The organism is Mesorhizobium sp. M2A.F.Ca.ET.037.01.1.1 (genome assembly GCF_003998075.1).
In the GTDB taxonomy this organism is placed as follows: Bacteria; Pseudomonadota; Alphaproteobacteria; order Rhizobiales; family Rhizobiaceae; genus Mesorhizobium.
Genome location: NZ_RZSA01000703.1, coordinates 1 through 3646 on the forward strand (window position 1 = coordinate 1; position 3646 = coordinate 3646).

The window sequence follows — 3646 nt, forward strand, 5'->3', positions numbered from 1 at the left end:
GGACGGGATTGAGCCGATGGCGGTCGCGTCGCTGGCGGTGCTCGTCGGCACGTCGGAGAATGTCACCGCCGCGCATGATCTCAACGAGCTTGCCAGCCATTTCGACCCGGCGGCGACATCCAAGTCCGCCTCCAAGTTCGATCCAGACGAGCTCCTCGTGCTCAACCGCACGCTGATGCATCACATGTCGTTCGAGGAAGCCCGCGACCGGCTGATGGTGCTGGGCATTTCCGGTGACAAGGCCGAGGCGTTCTGGCTGGCGGTACGCGGCAATCTCGACCGCCTATCGGACGCGGTCGGCTGGTGGCGAATCCTGAGCGAAGGCCCGCAGGAGCCGGCCGAGTTTTCCGGCGACGACCGCGATTTCCTTCACCAGGCATTCGAGCTGCTGCCGGAGGAGCCGTGGAACGGCACGGTCTGGAAGGACTGGACCGGCAAGATCAAGGAAGCAACTGGGCGCAAGGGCAAGCCGCTGTTCATGCCGCTGCGGCTGGCGCTTACCGGGCGGACTTCGGGGCCGGAGCTTTCAGATCTATTGCCGCTGATGGGTCGGGAAGGAACGCTGGCCCGACGACCCTGACCTTGCGCTGATCCGGTGGCAGCATAGAGACCGGCGACACCGGTACCTTGGCGGTCAGCCGCTTGATCGCGTCCTGGTCGAGCCCGCCTTCTGCATTGGAGAGTGTTTCGGGATCGGCGCCGGGATCGGGTTTCACCGCCGGCATGGGAATGAAGGGCGCCATCCCGCTCTCCGGCTGCGACTGTTCGGGATTGGGCGGATTGCCGCCGATGATCGTGAAATTGCCGGCCTGCGCGTTGCATCCGCAAGTGGGCGGCCGCGAATAGTTGGCCTGCTTGTAGAGATAGGCGGTCGGCAGCTCGCTGTAGGGCTGACCGGTGACCGAGGAGGTCATCGACCCGGAGTCGTCGTCCGTTCCACGCGAATAGAAGACCTGCATTTCGGTGCCGGGGCAGCTCGATTCGCAATTCTTCTGGTCGCGCTCGAAATCGCCGACCGAGGCGGCGTTGGACATCGGGTAGAAATAGCCGTCGCAGGTACGCACGCACATGGTGCGGAACTCGCCGCCCAGCCTTGGCAGGTCCATGCCGTCCGGCTGATTGATGATGCGGCGGATGTTGCGCACGCTCGGATCATCAAGCGGAACGTCCGCCGCGTCCGGCATGTCAGAGGCATCGGGCGTTTCGAGTTGCTCGTCCTGGCGGCCGAAAAGCTGCTCGAACAGATTGCCGCCGCCATTGTCACGGGAAGCCTCCTGAAGCGGCGCGCGTCGCGGCGCGATCTCGTCGTCGCGGCAGTTGTTGGCATCGAGCGCCTGCAGGATACGACTGCGGTCGCGCCGCGTGCCACCGGCGGCAAGCCGCTCGCGCTTAGCCTGCAACGTGTCGAGATTGGTGTTCATGCGCTCTATCGAGGCGTTGATCGCCGCGCACTGGCTGACATTGCGCGAAAACAGCGTGAAGCCGCAACCGGCATCGCTTGCTCGGCCGCGGGCCTTGGCAAGCTGCTCGCGCTGGCGAGCGATCGCGTCGTCATATTTGCGGACGAGGCCCGGGCCGCCGCCGCCACCGCGTGTCGCGGCGAGTTCGGCTTCAAGCTGACGGCACGTGCGGGAAGCTGCCTGCGGCTCGGTCACGGCAACGGCCGACGCGGCGAACGCCGAAAGCAGCGCCGCGAGATGCGTCAGCTTCAATCCTTTCATCCGCCTGACACCCCGATTGTCCGTAGCCGGAAGGCTAGCGTGCTCGTGGTTAACTGTTTCCTAGCAGGGGCCACACCGAAGCTGACAGAAGCATGGCGATTCCAACAAACGCGACGTTCCAGACGAGCGAGCGAAGCAGGGGAACACCGAATGCGTAGAGCGGAAGATAGACCAGTCTGGCCGAAAAATAGAGTCCGGCTCCCCACTCGCTGAGCGAAGTCTCACGGCCGGCCGCGTGGACAAGAAAAACCGCCGCCACGAATACTGGAAATGTCTCGACGAAGTTCCGCAGCGCCTTTTCCAGCCGTCCCGCCATCCCGGTGAGCGGAGGGACTTCGGCGTCTCGGGCGCTGGCCGTCCAGCGGTAACCCCGCTGAAAGCTCGCCGAATGCGAGGCGAGAACTATGTGAATGAAACAGAGCACACAACTTGCGGCCAGCATGGTCAGTTCGAATCTCATTGAACCCTCGCACTTGCCCATTCGTCTTTCGCGCTTGAATACCCAAACGCGACGGTGAGGCCGCAATGGGCATCACCAACTTACAACGATGCGCCATCGGCATTTAAGGTCAGAGTCGTCCTTAATTCAGGTCGACCAGCGCCTGCGCCTGGTGCGCCGCTTCGACGACGGCCAGCGCGGTCATGTTGACCACGCCGCGCGAGGTCACCGACGGCGTCAATATATGCGCGGGCTTGTCGGTGCCGAGCAGGATCGGCCCGACATGCAGCGCATCCATCATGGCGCCCAGCGCCGTCAGCGTGATGTTGGCCGAATCGAGGTTCGGGAAGACCAGCAGATTGGCCTCGCCCTTCAGCCTGGAATGCGGATAGACGCGCTGGCGCAGATGTTCCGAAAGCGCCGTATCGGCATGCATCTCGCCATCGCATTCAAGGTCGGGCGCGATGCGCGCCAGGATCGCCGCGGCTTGCCGCATCTTGAATGCGCTCGGCGCGTCACGCGAACCGAAATCCGAGAAGGAGAGCAGGGCGGCCTTGGGTTCCATGCCGAAGCGCCTGATTTCCTCGGCCGCCAGAACGGTCATCTCCGCGATCTCCTCGGCTGTGGGATCGATGGAGACGTAAGTGTCTGTGAGAAAGATGATGCCCCGCTGCGAAATCAGCATGGAGAGCGCCGACAGATCGCGGTCCTTGACGCCGGCGCGCGGCCCGATGATCAGCGAGACGTTGCGCAAGTGCCGCTCGAAACGACCTTCGAGCCCGCAGATCATGGCATCCGCATCGCCACGCTTCAGCGCGAGCGCCGCGATAACCGTATTGTTGGTGCGCACCATGGTGCGAGCGGCTTCCGTCGTCACCCCGCGCCGGCCGGCGAGTTCGATCAAAAGATCGACATAATGGCGGTAGCGCGGATCGTCTTCCGGATTGATCAACGCGAAATCAACGCCCGGCCGGATGCGCAGGCCGTAACGCTTCAGGCGCACCTCCACCACATGCGGGCGGCCGATCAAAGTCGGTTCGGCAATGCCTTCCTCCAACACCACCTGGGCGGCGCGGAGCACCCGTTCGTCCTCGCCGTCGGCATAGATGACGCGCTTGGAGCTTGAAGCCTTGGCGGTGGAAAACACCGGCTTCATCACCAGGCCGGAGCGGAAGACGAAGCGGTTGAGCTTGTCGATATAGGCGGCGAAGTCGGCAATCGGCCGCGTCGCGACGCCGGTGTCGCAGGCGGCCTTCGCCACCGCCGGCGCGATGCGCAGGATAAGGCGCGGATCGAAGGGCGAGGGGATGAGAAAATCGGGGCCGAACATCGGCGTCTCGCCGGAATAGGCGCGGGCGGCGACGTCCGAAGGCTCCTCGCGGGCAAGGGCGGCGATCGCCCGCACCGCCGCCATTTTCATCTCCTCATTGATGGCGCTGGCGCCGCAATCGAGGGCGCCGCGGAAGATGTAAGGAAAGCACAGCAC

General features: G+C 64.1%; 3 protein-coding genes and 1 pseudogene. 1 reads left to right on the forward strand and 3 read right to left on the reverse strand.

Features of this window, described 5'->3' with window-relative positions; all coding sequences use genetic code 11:
- Positions 1 to 580, forward strand: a pseudogene (locus EOA27_RS27310) (glutamate--tRNA ligase); the annotation flags it as partial.
- On the opposite strand, the gene EOA27_RS27315 reads toward EOA27_RS27310, so the two are convergent.
- The 3 genes from EOA27_RS27315 to EOA27_RS27325 form a co-directional block, all read right to left on the reverse strand.
- The gene (locus EOA27_RS27315; RefSeq protein WP_126082532.1) at positions 498 to 1721 is read right to left on the reverse strand and encodes a DUF2865 domain-containing protein; all 1224 of its coding nucleotides are present in this window, start codon (positions 1719 to 1721) and stop codon (positions 498 to 500) included. The pseudogene EOA27_RS27310 and the gene EOA27_RS27315 sit on opposite strands and share 83 nt — an antisense overlap.
- A gap of 49 nt (positions 1722 to 1770) precedes the next feature.
- Positions 1771 to 2181, reverse strand: coding sequence for an MAPEG family protein (locus tag EOA27_RS27320; RefSeq protein ID WP_126082533.1), 411 nt, complete (start codon positions 2179 to 2181; stop codon positions 1771 to 1773).
- A 121-nt stretch (positions 2182 to 2302) separates the two neighbouring features.
- The coding region (locus EOA27_RS27325) for a phosphate acyltransferase (RefSeq protein ID WP_281059481.1) at positions 2303 to 3646 on the reverse strand (1344 nt) is incomplete at its 5' end.

Bases quoted from the DNA above. Each gene is read 5' to 3' on its own strand.
- EOA27_RS27315 (WP_126082532.1), bottom strand. From the start codon at position 1,721: ATGAAAGGATTGAAGCTGACGCATCTCGCGGCGCTGCTTTCGGCGTTC.
- EOA27_RS27320 (WP_126082533.1), bottom strand. From the start codon at position 2,181: ATGAGATTCGAACTGACCATGCTGGCCGCAAGTTGTGTGCTCTGTTTC.